At 67.4% G+C, this 15,075-nt stretch carries 11 protein-coding genes; 3 read left to right on the top strand and 8 right to left on the bottom strand.

From position 1 onward, the window contains the following. Positions 1-130 precede the first annotated feature (130 nt). The 5 genes from ACFY4A_RS33235 to ACFY4A_RS33215 all read right to left on the bottom strand — a co-directional run bounded on the left by ACFY4A_RS33235 (position 131) and on the right by ACFY4A_RS33215 (position 8,852). Positions 131-2,053 carry a calcineurin-like phosphoesterase C-terminal domain-containing protein gene (locus tag ACFY4A_RS33235; protein ID WP_390833051.1) on the bottom strand — a complete coding sequence of 641 codons (1,923 nt, stop codon included), beginning with the start codon at positions 2,051-2,053 and terminating at the stop codon, positions 131-133. Positions 2,054-2,332: 279 nt separating this feature from the next. After that, the gene (locus ACFY4A_RS33230; RefSeq protein WP_390833050.1) at positions 2,333-3,760 is read right to left on the bottom strand and encodes an IS1380 family transposase; all 1,428 of its coding nucleotides are present in this window, start codon (positions 3,758-3,760) and stop codon (positions 2,333-2,335) included. A gap of 583 nt (positions 3,761-4,343) precedes the next feature. Further along, on the bottom strand, positions 4,344-5,267 hold the full coding sequence (locus tag ACFY4A_RS33225) for an RICIN domain-containing protein (RefSeq protein ID WP_390833049.1): 924 nt from the start codon (positions 5,265-5,267) through the stop codon (positions 4,344-4,346). 276 nt (positions 5,268-5,543) lie between these two features. Beyond that, positions 5,544-6,719: a family 20 glycosylhydrolase gene (locus ACFY4A_RS33220; protein WP_390833048.1), complete on the bottom strand. Its 1,176-nt coding sequence runs from the start codon at positions 6,717-6,719 to the stop codon at positions 5,544-5,546. Between the two features lie 756 nt (positions 6,720-7,475). Continuing rightward, complete coding sequence (locus ACFY4A_RS33215; RefSeq protein WP_390833047.1) at positions 7,476-8,852, bottom strand: S41 family peptidase; 1,377 nt, start codon at positions 8,850-8,852, stop codon at positions 7,476-7,478. 1,134 nt (positions 8,853-9,986) lie between these two features. Here ACFY4A_RS33215 and ACFY4A_RS33210 point away from each other — a divergent pair. Further along, positions 9,987-10,466 carry a hypothetical protein gene (locus tag ACFY4A_RS33210; protein WP_390833046.1) on the top strand — a complete coding sequence of 160 codons (480 nt, stop codon included), beginning with the start codon at positions 9,987-9,989 and terminating at the stop codon, positions 10,464-10,466. A 58-nt stretch (positions 10,467-10,524) separates the two neighbouring features. Continuing rightward, positions 10,525-11,358, top strand: coding sequence for a transposase family protein (locus ACFY4A_RS33205; protein ID WP_390833045.1), 834 nt, complete (start codon positions 10,525-10,527; stop codon positions 11,356-11,358). A gap of 84 nt (positions 11,359-11,442) precedes the next feature. On the opposite strand, the gene ACFY4A_RS33200 is transcribed toward ACFY4A_RS33205, so the two are convergent. Both ACFY4A_RS33200 and ltrA read right to left on the bottom strand, forming a co-directional pair. Next, positions 11,443-11,709, bottom strand: a complete 267-nt coding sequence (locus tag ACFY4A_RS33200) for a hypothetical protein (protein WP_390833043.1) — start codon at positions 11,707-11,709, stop codon at positions 11,443-11,445. Between the two features lie 112 nt (positions 11,710-11,821). Beyond that, positions 11,822-12,943, bottom strand: coding sequence for a group II intron reverse transcriptase/maturase (gene ltrA, locus ACFY4A_RS33195; RefSeq protein WP_390833042.1), 1,122 nt, complete (start codon positions 12,941-12,943; stop codon positions 11,822-11,824). Positions 12,944-12,978: 35 nt separating this feature from the next. Between ltrA and ACFY4A_RS33190 the strand changes: the two genes are divergently transcribed. Continuing rightward, the gene (locus ACFY4A_RS33190; protein WP_390833041.1) at positions 12,979-13,881 is read left to right on the top strand and encodes a transposase; all 903 of its coding nucleotides are present in this window, start codon (positions 12,979-12,981) and stop codon (positions 13,879-13,881) included. Between the two features lie 38 nt (positions 13,882-13,919). Here ACFY4A_RS33190 and ACFY4A_RS33185 read toward each other — a convergent pair whose 3' ends face one another. Continuing rightward, positions 13,920-14,564, bottom strand: coding sequence for a hypothetical protein (locus ACFY4A_RS33185; protein ID WP_390833040.1), 645 nt, complete (start codon positions 14,562-14,564; stop codon positions 13,920-13,922). Positions 14,565-15,075: the final 511 nt, after the last annotated feature.

Below are 15,075 nucleotides of genomic sequence, written 5' to 3'. Positions count from 1 at the left end.
CGTCGCGTTCCGCCTCGGTCAGGGCTCTGCGGCATGCTCCTCCCTTGGTGACGGACATCATCCTTCCGGGGCCGGGGTCCCAGGACTCCGATGTCCGTCACAGGCGATCAAGCCGGCTTCAGAGCACGAGTTACTCGGTGACCTCGAAGGTCAACGTCTCCACGAACTGACGTCCGTAGACGTCGATCGCTGTGACCGTAGCCGTGTGGGTCCCTACCGCGAGGTCGGACGGCAGGTCATAACGCCACAGGTGCATGGTGCTGTCGGCCAGCAGCCGCACACCTTGGGACAGCTGCGTCAGGACCGCCGCCGGGTCTGAGTACGCCGCTCCGGTGAAACGCTGCTCACCCTGCAGTTGCTGGGTGCGGACAGCCTCGACGGGTGCGGCCCCGTCGAGGGAGACCTCGACGGTGGACCCCGTGGAGCCCATCCAGAAGTTGGTGGTCAACCAGGAATCGCCGAGCTCGTCCCGCGACAGGACGAGGGGCTTGTCGAGCTGCGGCGCGCCGTCACGATTGTTCTTGTACTGGTCGAACCAGGTGCGGTAGCGCGGAGTGTTCAGTCCGAGAGCCATCTGGTCCGAGTCGTCTCCGCCGACCGGGGTGAACCGCTCGTACACGTCAGTGTTCTTGATGTCGAGCGTCATGACACCGGGCGGCGTGCCGTCCTGCTGCATCGCCGTCGGGTAGCCACCGGGCAGCAGTTCACCCTTGAACCACTGTCCCGCAATGGCCGGGACGGTCAGGTGTGTGAACGGTAGCCCCTTGTCGCCGATCTTGTTGACCCAACCGGGCATCTTGTCGCCGGCGCGAAGATTCTCCGAGACGTGGGTGTGACCCCCCAGCGCGACGACCTTCCGGCCCTCCAGTGCTTGATAGATGCCCTTGAGGTTCTGCTGCGGAGCCGAGGTGTGCCACAGGAAGTCGAGCAGGGGGCTGTGGGCTGCGAGAACGATGACACTGTCCTCGGGTACCTGCGCAATGTCCCGTCGCAGCCACTCCAGTTGCTGGTCGCTGATGCCGTAGGCGACCTTGTGCGTAGCCGTGTTGTAGCGGATGTTGTTGAGAGCGGTAAAGTGTGCCTTGCCGACGTCGTACGAGTAGTACTCGGGCCCGAAGGTAGCACGGTAGGTGTCAAAGGCGTGGCCATTGCTGGGCGCATCGAGATTGATGTCGTGATTTCCCGGCAGGAAACGAGCAGGGCCGTTGATCATGCCCACGAGCTCACGAACATCTTCGTAGACGGAGAGGTCGTCGCTGGCTTCATCCCCCATGAACAGGGCACCACAGCCCGCGTATCCCGTGCGCTTCTGCAGGTCGGCGAAGGCGCCCAGCTGGGCGTATCCGGCCTGCTCGGAATTCAGCGGCTGTGGGTCACCGCCGATAATGCACTGCTGCCACGGTGACTGGGTGAGCTGGCTCTTGGCGAGCGGGAAGTTGACAGATTCCGGGAGATCGCCCGTGGGGGGAATTCCCTGGTACTTCATCTGCGGCGATCCCTCGGGCAGATGAATGTAGGAGAACTGCGCGAAGTTGTTCTCGTCGACCGGAACCTGGTACCCGCGGGGCTGCGTGACGAACACGACCATGTTGTCGTAGGCGGGCAACGCGTAGCGACCGTCGTCGTCGGTCATGACGACGTCGCGCCCATTGGAGACGACGACGCCCTCGATACCGGGCTCGTCGGCATCCCGCTTCGAGTTGCGGTCCCGGTCGTTGAACACGACTCCGTTGAGCACGTCAGGGGTGTCGTCGGCCCCGCGGACGACCTCGACCGAGCCTCGGTAGGCCGACTCGGTCCAGTTGACCGACGTGGGCGCCTTGTCGGTCACGGTCACGCCGTGCCCCTGACCTGTCGCCTGGGCGGCACTGGTCGAGGCCACCACGGTCACTGTCGCTGTGGCTACGGCGAGACCGATGCCCCTGCGGAGTGGCTTCCGGGACGATCTGCTCAGCGCCGTACTTCTCTGTGCTGCCACTGTCTCTCCTGTCTGGTCGGTTCGTAAGTTCGAACCGTCGAGCACTTGAGATTCACCCTTTGAGGTGAACGACATTCCTCAGACGAGTGAATTCGCCATCCTGGTATGGAGGATGTCAACGGCTCGGGTTATGCGCACCGGCAGTACTCGGTGACACATTGACAGCACGCAGGATCATTAGCCTCGATTCGTCAGCGGGTTTCGGTCGCTGATCGGTGCGGCTGTTCGCCCGTAATGTCCTCTGCCGTTGGAGGACGGGCCGTCGCGTGACGCCGCGGGGTGCGCCGGGTTCCACGGGCCCGGAGGGTGCGGGTTGTCCTCCTTCCTGGTCCTCGTCGGGGTGTGAGCCGGCCGTCAGGTGGTGGCCGGAAGCTGCGTGATCCTGTTCCAGCTGGTGGTGAACGCTGCTGCCCAGGGCCAGGTCCGCTCGATGCGGAGGATGCGGCGGCGGGCGTGGGCTGCGAGACGGGCCGGAAGGTGGTAGAGGCGCAGGCGCATCGTGTCCGGCTCGGCGTCTTCGAGGCCGTCCTGGTCGTGCAGGGTGAGCAGCCGCAGCCAGGTGTCGAGATCGGCGGCGAGGTTTGTGGCGAGCATCCAGCCTGTGTTGATCTGCCACGACTGTGAGGGCAGGTTCGTCAGTCCCATGGCCTTGCCGGTGCGGATTCGGTCTTCGACCTCGGCATGGTCGCGGTGCAGGGCGTCGAGGAACTGGATCTGGTGGGAGCCGGCGATGCCCCACATGTGCCGGATGTTCGTTGCCGTGATCGAGTAGCGCCAGTCGGTCTTCTGCTCGAAGGCGGTCAGCTTCTTCATGTGCCGCCGGGACGGGCGCACGCGGCGGACGATCAGTCGCATACCCTCCGGCCAGCCGTCGCGGGTGTTCAGGTGGGTCAACTCGGCAACCTGGTAGCCCGCTTGCAGGTCGCCGCCCTGTGTCAGCGAGGTCTCCCACGCGTGTTCGGGGAGCCTTGCGATCGCTGCCTCGTCCTCGGGCGTGATCTTCCAGCCGACTGTGTAACGGACCGTGCGCCGCTTCGTGTTCAGCGCCTCCAGATGCTGGAGCAGGCCGTGGGTGGCGCCCGCGCCGTCGACCCGGACAAGGATCTTCGACTGGGAGGAGTGCGGTATCTGATCCAGCGCGGCGGCCAGGACGCGGACGTGGTCGTCCACGGTGTTCGCCCCTGCGTTGCCCGGGCGTAGTTCCATCGCGAGGCTCTCGCCGGTGTTCGCCAGCCAGCTGCCCAGTGGGTGGAAGCCGAACGTGCCCTTGAACGTGGCCGCGGCCCCTTGTTTCCGGGGCGCGCTCGTGATGACCGTGGCGTCCAGGTCGACGACGATCCAGCCCGTCAGCCTCCGTCCGGCGACCGTGAGCCACGGGAAGCCGCCGGGCCGCAGGTGGAGCAGCGTCCACACGTGCCGGCGCGCCCGCCGCCGCACCTTCGCGATCTTCGTCAGGGTCTTGTCGTCCAGTTCGGCCAGCAGGCGGCGCATCGTCGAGTCCGAGGCCGCAGGGCCGAACAGGCCCTGGTGGTGAAGCTGGAGCTGCTCGGCCTCCAACAGGCTCCGCGCCCCGAGCACCATCGCGACGGCGAGCTGGACGAGCACCCCGGCCCGCTCCCGCCACCCGGCACTCGTGCTGGAGGGAAGCACTCCGGCGAGCCCTCGTGTCAGTCCCACCCGGTCCGCCAGCCGGCGCAGCAGCACCGCTCCCGCATGCCCGACCAGCCCCTTTCCGTCGGCTGCCACGGACAGCCGACGGTCCCACCCTGTACGCTCGCTCACCAGAAAGGTGTCCTGACTCCTGCACCAGATACGACCTAGACACTCGCATCCTCGCAGGTCAGCGGCACCTTTCTGCTGTCAGGCCGTCAGCCCATCCAATTTCGCTGAATAACCGGGGTTAGCTGATGAAGGGGCACCTGGGCAGCCGGGGCCCGCATGTGCCCTACGCGAGGGTCTCGTACGAGAAGAGGAAAGTACGGGACACCCCGCGTAGGCACCCTTTCTGCCTCCGGGAAGGAAGAGTCTTCTGCGGACAGAGGCAGCGTCTCGACGGCGGCCGCGGTTGCCGGGTGCGGGTGCGGAAGATCTGCGAGCTGGAGGATCGCGAGGTCGCGAACGCGGAGATCGGCAAGGGCTACGAGTACGCCCGCGGGCAGGTCGTCGCAGTGACGTCGGCGCCGGAGGCGGGGGCGGCGGCCGTCAGCAACGCCGAGCCGTGGTGTGCGCGACTACGTCGCGGGCCCCGGTCTCTTCAGCGCGTCCTTGGTCGGAGCGTATGAAGAGACCGGGGCCCGGTCCGGGTCCGCAGAATGCCCGGGTGAGCGACGTGGTTCGACGCCCTTTCCGAGCTGCTCGGAATCCCCTAGCTGGCCTTGGTGAAGGTCCAGGACTGGTGGGGTGCGGCCATGATGCCCAGGGAGATGACCTTGGCGCCGCTGGTGGCCGACTCCGCGGTGATCATCTGGGCGCTGGCCGTCGTCGCCACCAGGGAGTAGCCGGAGTCGGAGGTCTGCCAGAGCGACCAGCGCTGGGCGGCGGTCGACGCGCAGGCGGTCTGGATGATCGCCTGACCCCCGGTGTTCGAGTTGGTGGAAATGGCGACGCAGAGTCCGCTGTGGGCGCTCTTGAGTGTGTAGGTGTTGTTCGAGTTGGCGGTGATGACGAACTTCTGGTTGTCGCCGGAGTCCGGGCTGTCCACGGTGAGCTGGGTGCCGTCGGTGCCGGTCAGGGGGATGTCCAGGGCTTGGCCACCGGTCTTGAGCTGGTAGGTGGATCCGGACTCGATGACCGGTGCGTAGACCTCGAACTCGTTGAGTGCGTAGCCGGCGCCGTTGGCGCTGTCGGTGCCCTGCATGCGGACGTAGCGGCCGGTGCCTGTGAGCCCGGTCAGGTCGTCGATGCCGCCGTCACCCGTGGTGGTCGTGTGGACCGTCTTCCACGTGGTGGCGTCGTCGGAGACCTGGATGCGGTAGCCCTTGCCGTACGCGTCCTCCCAGTGCAGCTTCACCCGGCTGACCGGCTTGGGGATACCGAGGTCGACGGTGATCGACTGGTTGTCGCCGCGGCGGCTGGACCAGCGGGTCGTGTAGTCGCTGTCGACGGCGTTCGCGCCCGCGACACTTCCGCCCGCGGTGCTGGAGACGGTCACCGGCCTGCCTGCGGCGACGTTGCCCTGCTGGGCGTCGGCCGGCCAGGCCGGGTTGCGGCCGATGGTGTCGATCGTCGCGGTGAAGCTCGACCACGGGGTCACCAGCTTGGGAGAACCCCAGGTCTGCTGGGCCACCATGCGCAGGGGGTTCTTGATGTCGCTGGCGACGCGTTCCTGGGTGGCGGTGTCGCGGTCGCACCAGACGTGGAGCTTGGTGCCGAGGTTCTTGGACTCCGAGGCGTCGGTGATGGTCTGGTTGCCCTGGAACAGATCGGGGTTCCAGATGTCGTAGCCCCATTGGGCGGCCGGTCCGCTCGGTCCACCCGAGCCGAGAACGTAGTAGGTCGGGTTCCAGCTCTCGTTGGAGATCAGGTGCCCGTTGTCGATGTGCTTCTGCGGAGAAAGACCCAGGTTCTACCAGAATTCGAGGATGATGTTGGGGTTGACCGTGACGGCGCTGCCGCCGCCCACTCCGTCATTCCACGCGCGGGTGGTCTTGCCCGCGTCGCGGACGATCTCGTTGGCCCAGTTCATGAAGCCGAGGTAGACGTCCTTGCCGGTGGCGTCGGGGCCGTAGGTGTCCTTGGCGTACTGCTCCAGCTGCGGGTACTGGCTGTAGCTGCCGACGCGGTACTCGTCGGCGCCGATGTGGAAGTACGGGCCGGGGAACAGCGCCAAGTACTCCTTGTAGAGGTCCTTGAGTAGCCTGTAGGTCCCGGGCTTGCTCAGGTCGATGAACTCCGACTGCTGAGTGCCGGTGCTGGTGACCAGCCGCAGTTCGGGATGGACGTTGATGACCTGGCGCAGGTGCCCGGGCGCGTCGATCTCCGGGACAACGGTGATCTTGTACCTGGCGGCCAGCGCGATGATGTCCTTGACCTCCCGCTTGGTGAGGTGCTCGTAGGACACGACCTCCGGGTGCGAGGTGCTTTCGATCCGGAAGCCCTGGTTGTCGGACAGGTGCAGGTGCAGGTAGTTCATCTTGAGGTAGGCGAGTTCCTTCACGTGGTCTTTGAGCCACTGCGGGGTGAAGTACTTTCGCCCGACGTCCATCATGAGTCCGCGCTCGGGCTTGAGCGCCCAGTCCCGGGCCGTGCCCTGCGGGATCGCCGTGTCCTGCTTGAGCAGTTGCAGGATGGTCCGGGTGCCGTAGAAGGCGCCTCGGTCGTCCCGCGCGGTGATGACGATCTTGTCCGTGACCGAGAGGGCGTAGCCCTCGGTCCCGAGGTCGGTGTCGGTGGAGCCGAGGGACAGGAAGATGTCACCGGTCCGCAGGCTGGCCTTGGTGCCGATGACCTGGGTGACGGCGTGGCCGTTCAGCTCCCGCAGGTCGTCGGCGAAAACCTCACTGGTGGTCTCCAGCGCCCTCGCGTTCGGGGCGGCGCGGACGATCCTGGTGGCGCCGGAGTAGTGGAACGACCCGTTGCCACCGGTCCACTCCTGCAGCGCGGGAATCGTCTGGGGTTTGGGGTTGGGGTCGAGGCCGGGCGCGGACTGCGCGCCTGCCGGAACGATGAACAGCGAGACGGTGACGGCCAGCCCGATAAGAACGGCGAGCACAGTGCGGGGAAGCGTCAGCAAGGGCTTCATCTCGGTTCCTTCAGAGCTGTGATCGGGCCAGATATGACGGCGGTTGGGCGGGGGAGGAATTGCATGGTGTCCGTGTCTCCTCGTTGAGGGCTGACTGCCGTCAGGTGGACGGGCCGTCCGGGGCAGTCGGTCCGGCGAGCGGGTGCCCTCCGTAGGGCGGCCCCCTTCGTGGGGGATCGGGGTCCGATTGGGTGGTCCGAGCCGGTGGTCGCTCGCGACACGCCTACAGTGGTCTACACCTCTTCAGGTTTGTAGCGCTCTCGTCAGGTCCAGGTCAAGGGGAAGGCCATGACGGGTTCACGCTTGCCGGGTAGCGGTCAGGGCCCCGACACGACGGCCTGCGGGAGGACATCACCCAGGCGCTGACGAGCGTGCTCGCCGATGCGGACGCCCACGACTGACGCTCGTCGCGCTGGCGGGAAGATGCAGGTGCGACCGACCCGGAACCGGGCCGTGCAGGAATGGACGTACGCACCGACCACCTGACCGCGGGCCGAAAACGAACGTTTCTTGAAGGCCAGGAAGTGCGGACGGCGTCACGCGACGCTGTACGGTCGCGGCCGTCCGCCGATCGCCTCGGTCGTTCGTGCGGCCTGGTCGAGCATGTTCTGCCTCCGCTTGCGGCTGACCACCGGCCTCGGTGCTTATTGGTGGGCTCGCGTATTCAACTGTCGCGAGTTATCGGTGCTGCTGAGCCTGGTAGTGACTTTCCGTGATCTCCAGCGGGTTGTCACCCCCCGTCCCGCTGCTCTTGCGTCAGCTCGTGGTGCCGCCGTAGTTCCGCAGGACGTTCACAGCCCTGTCGAAGGCCGAGTCCCTCTTCTTGTCGAACTCCTCCTTGGTGAAGACCGGCTCAGTGAGGTGCGGCGGAATGCCCATGCCGTCGAAGGTCCTGCCCGACCGGGTCAGCAACTCTTCGTTGGGCAGCCAGGCTGACATGCCGTTGGGGAGCTTGCGCAGCATGACGTCCGAGAAGACGCCCTGTGTGGGCTGCCCGATCCGGACCGTCTTGCCGGGCCGGTCCATAAGGGCCTGGGTGAAGGTCTCCCCCGCGCTGAAGGTCGAGCCGTCGGTCAGCACGGCGACCTGCCCGGTGTAACGGGGCCCTTGGGCGGGCGTGGCATACGCGGGTTGGGGGCGAGTGTGCCGGGTGGGGTCGGCGGGGTCGTTGCGGGCCCGCTTGGAGTAGGCGAGGTAGGAGGTGTCGGTGAGGCGCTCGGCGATGTGGATTCCCAGGGCGTCGGAGCCGCCGCCATTGATCCGCAGGTCGATGATCAGGCCCTTCAGGCGCTGGGTGCGCTCCTGGCTGAGGACCGTATCCAGCGCCCTGTCGAGCTCGGCCAGCTGGGCGGCGTAGGGGGCTCCATCGCCCGCGTACCCGCCGAAGCCGGAGATTCGCACATAGCCTTGCCCGCCGGGGAGGTCGGCGTAGGTGATCCGCCCGTTGGCGAAGTCCTGGAGGTTCCGGGCGTCCCTGAGGTCGCGCTCCACGATGAACTTCTTGACCCTGGCATCCAGTTCCCCGGTGGGCACGACGGTGCCGGGGCGGACCTGGGAGAAGATACGGTTGCCATCCTGGACGACGACATGGGCGTCGTAGAGCGGCTCGACCATCTCGCTGAAGACGGCATAGAGCTCATCCCTCGTCGTCCCGGTGTGCACCTGGGGGCGGTACTGGTCGCGGACCTTGTACCAGTCGATGCCTTTGGACGCGAAGAAGGGGTAGTTCTCCTCGAAGGTCAGCCAGAAGACGTCGAAGGCTGTGCGGGGGTCCTCGGCCATCGGGCGCGCGCAGGCGTCGGGCAGCGTCGGGATGCGCCGGACGTTCCGGTTGCCGACGGAGCCGTCCGCGTGCAGGAACGCGTGGTCGCGGTCTTCTTGGGCGCGCACGGTCAGGACGACGCCGTCGGGCGTGGTGTAGGTGCCGGGACCGGTCCGCTGCGCGGAGTCGCCCTTGAGGCAGCTGACGGCGGTGGTCTGGTACTCCTGGAAAGTTCCGTTCCGGATGGATAGCACTGTGCCGTAGCCGTCCATGCGCCAGATTCCGTCGGTGGTCGGCTGGTGGGCGTTGGCGGCCGGTGCAGCTTGGCAGGCAAGAGCCAGCGCGACGGCGGTTGCCATGACAATGCGCACGATATTGCCTTCTCTGCGGGCGACTTGCTCGGGACAGCCCAACCGTCGCCGACACGGCGTACTCCCGACCATCCGGCTGACCGGTTGATCGGGGGTGAGGCCAGCCCCCACTACCGGCAGTACCCGGGGTCGCCGCCGCCCGCCCTGACGCCGGCGGGAACACGGCCATCGAGCCGTCTTCGGGATGCTCGCCACGGCTTCCAGGCATGTGCGGCCCCTCTCCACCGAGTACTGGACAGCACGGCCTGCCGTCCTGGTCTCAGGTATCCCAGCCCTTCGGCACCCAACTGACCGGAATCGGCGTACGACTGACAGCAACCATCGCCATCCGGTACAGCCGTGCCCGCGCACGGGTGGCGATCTGCTGGACGCCTTCTCGCGGGCGGCGTAGAGCTGACGGGTCCTCGGATCACCGGCCTCGGCGAACAGCAGCTACTCGATCGCGCGGCGGGCACGACGGTGCCGGTAGCGGCGATTGAATTTCGACTGTTGTAGCGCGATAAGCCCTCTCGCGGCGGACGGTTTCGCCATGTCGCTGCGGGGTGCCCGGCGCCTATTTTTGGTGCCGGGTGGTCGCCCGGGCCCGCGCGGTCGAAACACCCTGGAACATGATCACGTGCCCGGACGGCACCGTGCTCGGCGTGGCCAATCACCCGGACCCGCCCGCCACCCCGCTTCCGCCGCCCGCCCCGACCTGCGACCCATTCGCGGCTGGATTTCAGGGTGGGGTCGGTGGGTTGATAGCCAGGCCAGTGGCGGTGAAGCAGCCGTCGATCAGGTGCGGCCGGGCGGTTCGTTAGGGGCCTGGTGCGCGTCCGAGAGGCTTGTGAGCAGCGCCCGTACGCCGATCGTGGTGACAGCCGCGGCCATCAGCAGGGCGACTCCCAGGATCCAGAAGCCGAGACCTTGCCCGCGCCAGAGCGCAATCCCAGTACCAATGAGCGCATTTCATCTTGAAGTTGCTGGTCACGGGGCTGGTGTGAGTGGGGTTCGGGTTGCTCGTGCTGGTCGGGTGCGTGATCGGTAGCAGGTGATCGTCTGTCGCGGGGCGGGTTTGCCGGAAACGTGTGCCGCGATGGCCCGTGGTGCCTACTGTCCGCGGAACGGGGAGTTCGCGGGCGTGAGGGGCGGTCTGTGGCCGAGATACTGACGTGGGTGATGCAGCGGCGAATGGTGCTGGCCGAGCGGGCCGAGCGACTGCGCAAGGAGCTGGCGGAGATCGATGCCGAGGTGGGTCGCCTGGAGGCCGCGGAGGTGGTGATCGGCCAGTTCATCGAGGCCGAACGCGCGGGTGAGGCGGACGATCCGGCCATGGATGCCGAGCTGGAACGGGTGACCAGTACGCCGGGAGCGGGCGGGATGCTGCTGGTCCCGCTGCGTGAAGACGGCATGGACACGGACACGCTGCCCGCGGACTATCAGGCGGTTCTTGAGGTGGTGGGCCGGGCTGCGGAGCCGGTCAAGGCCGGTCAGGTGAGCGACGCGCTGGGCAGGGGGACGCTGCCCGGTCAGGTGGAGGCGGTGCGCGCGAAGCTGAAGCGGCTGGCGGAGCGTGGCTGGCTGCACCGCACCCCGGCGGGCCGGTATGCACCGCTGACTGGGCACAGGCCATGAGTGAACCTGACCGGATCCAGGCGTAACAGGCTGGCTCCCGGCGGGAGTTGGGATGCTCATGTCGAAGAGCTCCCACCCCGTCGAGGGCCCGGACGGGTTTGTCTACCAGTGCCGCCTGCCGCTGTCGAGTGCCACCTTGGACATGGTCGCCGGCCTTATCCGGGCTCACTTGAAGAAGATCCGCTCCCGCTGGCGCAAGCTCCCGCCCGGCCGGATCGCCCTGATCGTCCTCGCGGTCCTCCGCCACGACCAGCGGCTTTCCGATATGGCGGGCGGCAACGGCGTCTCCGCGTCCACCGTGCGTCGCTGGCTGCTGGAAGTGATCGGGCTACTGTCGGCCCGTGCCCCGCGCCTGGACCGTGCGCTGAAGAAAATCGCCCGGAAGGACGGCGTCGTCGTCCTGCTCGACGGCACCCTGGTGCGCACCCGCCGACGTACCGGGGACGAGAACCGGCCGAACTATTCAGGCAAGCACAAGGCCCACGGCCTGCTGTTCCTGGCCCTGACCGATGAAGCGGGCAACCTGGTCTGGATCTCGGCGGCGAAGCCGGGGCGCTCCAGCGAGATCACCGCCGCCCGCCACAACAGGATCACTACCCGCCTGCGGGAGGCCGGTCTGGGGGCTCTGGCCGATCTCGGCTTCGTCGGCCTGGACGATGACCCCGACGACCCGGTCATCGTCACCGGCCGCCGAGCAACCCGCGGCCATCCGCTCACCGACGCCCAGAAGGAGGCGAACCGGCTGGTCAGCCGCGAGCGAGCGGCGAACGAGCACGGCTTCGCCGACCTGAAGAACTGGCGGATCCTCACCAAGGTCCGCATGAACGCCCGACACGCGACCCCGCTTCTGCGGGCCCTCCTCGTGCTGACGAACGCCGAAATCCACCGCTGACGGGCGATCACCTGTTATCGATCACACCCCCGACCGGCACGAGCATCCCAGCCTCGACTCACACCAGCCCCGTGACCAGCGACTTCAAGATGAAACACGCTCAATGACGGCACCCACGGGCAGGCCCAGGGCGGGACGCCAGTCCACCGTGCGAACGACCGGGTAGAAGCCCCCGAACACGGCGAACGCGCTGATCATTGTTGCGGCGACGTACTTCCCTGCCCCCGGCGCAGCGGCACAGCGGTTGCGGCCGTCCGGGCATCCGGAGTGCTCCACCAGACCGGAGACACCCCACGCGAGTGCGGTCACTGTCACCACGAACACAGTGAAGCCGGCCCATTTAAAGATCACGCAAAGAGCTTAGTAGGGTCGGGGACTGGCGCGGTGGCTTCCGCTCCGTTTCCAGCCCCCGCCGCTTCAAACCGTGCGTGCGGTTCTCCCGCACACGGCTTTCCGACATCGTTCACCGACTGGCATGCGCCGTCGCCCTGTGCACGTTTCCGGTCAGGCGGTAAACCCCGAGCCGGGTGATCCACTCGTAGGTGAACCGCGTGGTCCAGTTCCGGCCTCGGAGTCTGTGTTTCCGGCTGGCGAAGATGGCCAGCCGCTCGTGGACGTAGCCATCGACCGCGTTGAACTTCCGCCCGGAGTTCCCGTTGCGGAAGTACGCCGCCCACCCCCGCAGTACGGGGTTGAGGTCAGCGACCACGGCAGCCACCGGCCGTTCGGTCTTCGAGCAGGAGGTGGCCGCGCGGACCTTGTCCCGCAGCACCCGCATCGCTCGGGCCGAGGGCCAGCGCTGCAGATAGAACCTGCCTCGCCATTTCCACGATTCGACTTTCCGGTGGTGGAAGCCGAGGAAATCGAAGCCCTGCCCGCCCCGGGTGAGGCAGGCGATGCCGGACTTCTCGGGGTGCAACCGCATCCCGAGCCGTTCCAGCGCTCTCGCCGCCAACTGCTGGGCCTGCTCGGCCCGTTGTCTGGTCGGCGACAGGACCACGAAGTCGTCGCAGTACCTCACCAACACCCCCAGCCGGCGGCCCTCGTCCTGCCACGCCTCGTCGAGGACATGCAGGGCGATGTTGGCCAGCAGCGGGGAGATCGGTGAGCCCTGCGGCGTCCCCGCCCCGGTCGGGGAGGTCACCCTGTCCTCCAAGACTCCCATCCGCAGCCACGCCCGGATCAGCTTCAGCATCGGCCGGTCCACGACACGCCGGGCCACCTGGGCCAGGAGCGCGTCGTGGTCGATCGTGCCGAAGCAGTCCCGGATGTCGGCCTCGAAGACCCACTCCCGCCGCTGGTTCGCCGCAACGCGCACGGCTTCGCACGCGTCGATCGCGGACCGTTTCGGCCGGAATCCGTAACTCGCCTCAGTGAACTGGGCCTCAAAGACCGGTTCCAGGACCAGTTTCGCAGCCGCCATCACCACCCGGTCCGCCACCGTGGGAATCGACAGCGGCCGGAACTCCCCCGGCCGCCCCGGTTTGGGAATCTGGACCCGCCGCAGCACCGACGGACGATACGTATACGTCCGCAATCGCTCGGCCAGATCCTGGAGGAACGCATCCACCCCCGAGGCCGCCACCGCGTCGACGGTCACAGGAGGTGGCCGCGCGGACCTTGTCCCGCAGCACCCGCATCGCTCGGGCCGAGGCCGCCGCGTTCGGACCCGAGAGCGACGGCGAACTCCCTTATGCTGTACGCCTGTTGGACCGCCTGGAGGCGAACATGCTGGTGCTGGCGGACGCCGGGTTCGACGCGATCGGTTTCCTGCGCGGCATCCACGCCACCGGCGCGCAGTTCCTGGTGCGTTCCTCGGCCACCCGCCGCCCGCTCGTCCAAGACCGCCTGCCGGACGGCTCGTATCTGACCCGCCTGTCCGCGCCCTACCGGGCCAAAGCCGGCTACAACCTGCTGACCGTCCGCGTGATCGAGGCATGGATCACGGTGAAACTGGCGGACGGGACCGTGCGCCGGGAGCAGTGGCGGCTGATCACCAGCCTCACTGACCCCGCCCTGCACCCCGCCGAGCGCCTGGTGACGCTCTACCACGAAAGGTGGCAGGCGGAAACCTGCTACGCGAGCGTGAAGGCGACCCTGCTGGACGGCCGCGTCCTGCGCTCCGGACACCCCGCCGACCTGGACCAGGAGGTCTGGGGCATCCTCACCGTCTACCAGGCTCTGATCCACACCGCTGCGGACGCCGCCGCCCACCGTCCGGGCCTGGACATGGACCGGCTCAGCTTCACCGTCGCCCTGAACGCAGCCCGCGACCAGGTCACCACCGCCTCCGGCATCCTTCCCTCCGGCACTGCCCAGCAGCTGGTCGGCACCATCGGCCGTGCAGTGCTCGACAACCTCCTGCCGGCGCACCGCCGCCAGCGCCTGAAAGCCCGCAGCCTCAAGAGCCACAGCAAGTACGCCCCGAACACCGCCCAACACCCCGCCACCGCCCAGACCTACACCCTCCACACCGAGATCGCGATCACGGAAAAAGGGCTTGCGCCCCGCTCACATCGGTAAACGCAACGGCGTTGGCCAACTCATTCTGAAATGATCAGTTAGGGCTTCGTGGCGTCCACCCAGGGAGCCAGGGCCTTGCGGAACGCCGGGAGGTCGGCGGATATCCACTCGGTCTTCGACTGAGGCTCGCCGTCAAGGAAGAACTCCTGGGCCGGACATGTATACCGGTCGTCACCCTTCACCTTCGTGCTGCCGAGCTTGCGGCCAGTCCTGGCCTCGTACAGCGTGACGGTGTACTGGCCCTGCCGGACGTAGCGGACGTAGTTGTCGGCCTGGTGCATGAAGCGGCAGGTCGTCACGAGCTTGCCCTTGTGCTCGTTGGCGACGCAGGCGATGAGCTGGACCGTCGCTGGATCGGGGTGGTACGTGTCGACCGGCGGGGCCGACGCCGTCTCGCCCGGCGACGGGAGCGGCGCCTGCGTGGCCGGAACACCCGACGGGTCGTCGGTGCCGAGCTGCACGGGATGCGGCCCCTTGCCCCGGTAGGCCGGCTGGCCCGTGAGCAGCGTCTCGGGGCCGTGCGGGTAGCAGTACGCCGCGAGTTCGTCGGAGGTCGTCGCGGTGGGGCGGGGGTCGGCCGAGGTCGCGGTGGTCAGGTTCGTCGGGGACGGAGCGGCCCTCTCCCCATCGTCACCGCCGCCCCCGCTGCACGCCGACGCCAGCAGCACGACACCACCGGTCAAGACCGACACGATGCCCCGAGCCCTTGTCACTGCTTCCGCCCCCCTGCGTCTTCGTACGCGCACGCCCGTCGCGTCGCCGGTCCTCAATCCTTTCGGATCTGCGCCTCGCGATCAACGGCATGTCCGGCCCTTCGCTATGAACGGCGCGGTTGGTCCCGGACCGGGCGCCGGGCGTGACCTAGTCCGCACTGCCAGCGGAGTACCAGCGCATCCTCGCTGCGGTACGGCAGGCTGATGGTCTGGTCGCGGTGCGGCAGATCGGCGAGGTGCTGGGCCTGGACACGGGCGTAGCCGAAAAGGCAGGAGTAGCACGGATTTCGTACTACCTGCACCGTGTCGAGAGTGAGTTGCTACGGCCAGCTTGAGGCCAGTTGCCCCCGTCTTGAGCCTTACCGGGACAGTAGGGCCGGCCTCACCTAAGCCTCGATCCACCGGTCAATTGCCGGTCCAAGACCTGGACATGAAGACGCGGATGCCCTCTGACCTGGGATGATGGGACTTCCTAGGGTTC

Source organism: Streptomyces sp. NPDC001292 (assembly GCF_042896465.1).
In the GTDB taxonomy this organism is placed as follows: domain Bacteria; phylum Actinomycetota; class Actinomycetes; order Streptomycetales; family Streptomycetaceae; genus Streptomyces.
This window is presented reverse-complemented; position numbering and strand designations above follow the sequence as displayed.

Bases quoted from the DNA above. Each gene is read 5' to 3' on its own strand.
- ACFY4A_RS33235 (WP_390833051.1), bottom strand. From the start codon at position 2,053: ATGTCGTTCACCTCAAAGGGTGAATCTCAAGTGCTCGACGGTTCGAAC.
- ACFY4A_RS33225 (WP_390833049.1), bottom strand. From the start codon at position 5,267: ATGGTGGCCCAGCAGACCTGGGGTTCTCCCAAGCTGGTGACCCCGTGG.
- ACFY4A_RS33220 (WP_390833048.1), bottom strand. From the start codon at position 6,719: ATGAAGCCCTTGCTGACGCTTCCCCGCACTGTGCTCGCCGTTCTTATC.
- ACFY4A_RS33205 (WP_390833045.1), top strand. From the start codon at position 10,525: ATGTCGAAGAGCTCCCACCCCGTCGAGGGCCCGGACGGGTTTGTCTAC.